General features: G+C 62.3%; 4 protein-coding genes. All 4 read left to right on the forward strand.

The window, feature by feature from the left end; genetic code table 11:
- Positions 1-40 precede the first annotated feature (40 nt).
- A complete protein-coding gene (locus tag OO70_RS50100; RefSeq protein WP_030529778.1) occupies positions 41-271 on the forward strand; it encodes a hypothetical protein in 231 nt (76 codons plus the stop codon).
- The gene (locus OO70_RS50105) at positions 264-593 is read left to right on the forward strand and encodes a hypothetical protein (RefSeq protein ID WP_030529779.1); all 330 of its coding nucleotides are present in this window, start codon (positions 264-266) and stop codon (positions 591-593) included. The genes OO70_RS50100 and OO70_RS50105 overlap by 8 nt, the downstream gene beginning before the upstream one ends.
- Positions 594-759: 166 nt before the next feature.
- Positions 760-1,347: an SAM-dependent DNA methyltransferase gene (locus tag OO70_RS51705; protein WP_112921570.1), complete on the forward strand. Its 588-nt coding sequence runs from the start codon at positions 760-762 to the stop codon at positions 1,345-1,347.
- A partial coding sequence (locus OO70_RS50115; RefSeq protein ID WP_199827565.1) for a DNA polymerase family A protein occupies positions 1,337-2,715 on the forward strand: 1,379 nt, incomplete at its 3' end. The genes OO70_RS51705 and OO70_RS50115, both read left to right, overlap by 11 nt.

Genomic DNA, 2,715 nt, shown 5'->3' on the forward strand with positions numbered 1-2,715 from the left:
TAGACGACGACGAGGACGAAGACGAGGACGCGCTGGACTGATGGCGAAGATCAAGTTCAAGAACGACCGGGGCATCCCCGATCTGCGCACGCTGAAGTTCAAGGATGGGGGTGGCGACACCCTCATCGCTTCGGTGGACCCCGCAGTGAATGCGCGTGAGCACTACTGGCTCACGTTCAGCGTCAACGACGGGGACGTTATCGGCATGGATCGGGACGAGGCGGTCGACTTCGCAATCGCCATCATGCGCGAGGCTACACACCGTGAGTGACGAACCCAACAACGCCGACAACGTCGACACCGATGTCATGAAGAGCTACGTCGAGCGGCTCTTCAACATCGAGCAGGGCTTCGCTGACGTGAAGGCGGAATACACCGACTCGAAGGCCGACCTGAAGACCGAGATCAAGGGTCGTTCGGACGAGACCGGCGTCGACTTCAAGCAGGTCGCCGCCCTGGTGAAAATCCGCATGAACGAAGCGGCAGCTCTCGACGAGCAGGCGGCGCACGACACCAACATGTCGCTCTATGAGCAACTGTTTGGCTTCAACACCGCGACTTCGGAGCTGGCTGAGGACGACCCCCTCGGCTAGGGAATTTAGTTGACGTGTAAGGTGCGTCAGCTTACATTTCGACCACTGCACTAATGGACAGCGATGTTCCACCAACGCAGGAGGGCCGCATGCGAAGCGCCTAAGAAGCGCAGCGGGCGGGGGATAGTACCCCGCCCGTTTTCGCATCACCGACAATGGAGACACAGTGAAGAATATCGGCGCAGCTATGAACGGCGGCAACGGCAAGCGCGAGAAGGGCGATGAGTTCTTTCCGACTGCGGAGGGGACGACGCGCGCCTTGATCCCCACCCTGCGCGAGATCGGCTGGCCGAACGACGTGTGGGAGAACGCCTGCGGAGCCGGTCATATCTCGAAGCAGCTCTTGGCTGCGGGCTTCAACGTCTTCTCGTCTAACCTGACGGATCGTGGCTACGGCCGGATCGGCGTGAACTTCCTGTCGCAGGATCGCCCGCTCGCTCCGTCGATCATCACCAACCCTCCCTTCTCGCTGTCGGACGAGTTCCTCGTTCACGCGCAGACCATCCTGGGGATCGACCACATTGCGATGCTCCTGCCGAGCGGCCTGTACCACGCCAAGAACCGCGTCGAGCTGTTCGCGATGCACAAGCCCTCGTTGATCCTGCCGCTCACCTGGCGGCTCGACGTGACCGGCGAAGGCCGTCCGACCATGAACTGTAGCTGGTACATCTGGACGACGCTTCTGCCGCCGATCCGTGGCTTCCAACCGCTCACCAGCACCGAGAAACATCCGGGGCGCTACGATGCGGCATGAAGCCCTAGACAAATTCGCCGATTGGGAAGTGCTCGGCTACGACAGCGCCGCCGATATGATGCGCGAGATGGGGATCGACGTTCCCCCCTCTCTGCGCGAGCGCTTCGGCTATGGCCCCGTCACTCGTCGCACGGCGATCCACAAGCCTGCCGAACTGCATCTCGATTGGGAAACGTACAGCGAGATCGACCTGCCCGATGTCGGCGCGCACAAGTACGCCGAGCACAAGAGCACGGAGATTCTTTGCGCCGCCTATGCGTTCGGCGACGATGAACCGCAGCTCTGGTTTCCTGACGAGCCCTGCCCCCAGGACATCGTCGACCACGTCAAGGCTGGCGGCGAAGTCCACGCCTGGAACGCCAACTTCGAACGGCTGATCTGGCTGTACGTCGCAGGCCCGAAGTACGGCTGGCCGGTCCCTGACCTGCGCCAGTACCGTTGCATCATGGTCCGCGCGATGGCGATGAACATGCCCGCGAAGTTGGAGCACGCCGCTCCGGCTTTCGGCCTGCCGATCCGCAAGGACGATGTCGGCTCGCGCGTCATCAAGCAGCTCTGCAAGCCGCGTAAGCCGTCGAAGAAGAACCCGGAAACGCGCTTCACCCCGGAGAACGCGCCGGACAAGTTCAAGATCATCTACGACTACTGTCTGCAAGACGTTCGCGTCGAGCAGGGCATCGGGCATCGCGTCACCAAGCTCATCTCGCGCGAGCAGGAGCTTTGGTTCCTCGATCAGATCATCAACGACCGTGGCATCATGGTCGACATGGACTTGGTCGCCAAGGCCGAGAAAATCTGCAACGAGGAAAAGGAAGCCCTTGAGTTCGAGCTGCGCCAGGTCACCGAACTGCGCGTCTCGACGCTCGGCGCGGTCAAGCAGCTCAAAGAGTTCGTCAACGCCCGTCTGGCCGATGAGCTGTCAGACCATCAGATTGAGAACTGCTCGAAGGAAACGCTCGAAAAGCTGCTCGGCCGGGACGACCTGCCGGACGATGCGCGCCGTGCGGTCGAGATCAGGCTAGAAGCCGGTAAGGCGTCCATCGCCAAGCTGAAGGCCTTCACGGAGCGCGTCTGCAAGGACGGCAAGATCAAGGGCTCGCTGCAATACCACGGCGCGACACAGACCGGCCGATGGGCCGCGCGTGGCGTGCAGTTGCAGAACTTGCCGCGTCCCGACCCCGCGCTGAAGACCGACGTTCCGTTCGCCATCAAGTGCATCAAGGCCGGTTGGTCCCGGCAGGACATTGCTGCGATCTTCGGGCCGCCGATCTCGGTGGTCGCCGACTGTCTGCGCGGCATGCTCATGGCCCCCGAGGGCCGGGTGCTGCGCTCGCGTGACTTGACCGGCATCGAGGCCCGCACCCTGCC

It is taken from the genome of Streptomyces xylophagus (assembly GCF_000716435.1).
GTDB classification, from domain to species: domain Bacteria; phylum Actinomycetota; class Actinomycetes; order Streptomycetales; family Streptomycetaceae; genus Streptomyces; species Streptomyces xylophagus.

Bases quoted from the DNA above. Each gene is read 5' to 3' on its own strand.
- OO70_RS50100 (WP_030529778.1), top strand. From the start codon at position 41: ATGGCGAAGATCAAGTTCAAGAACGACCGGGGCATCCCCGATCTGCGC.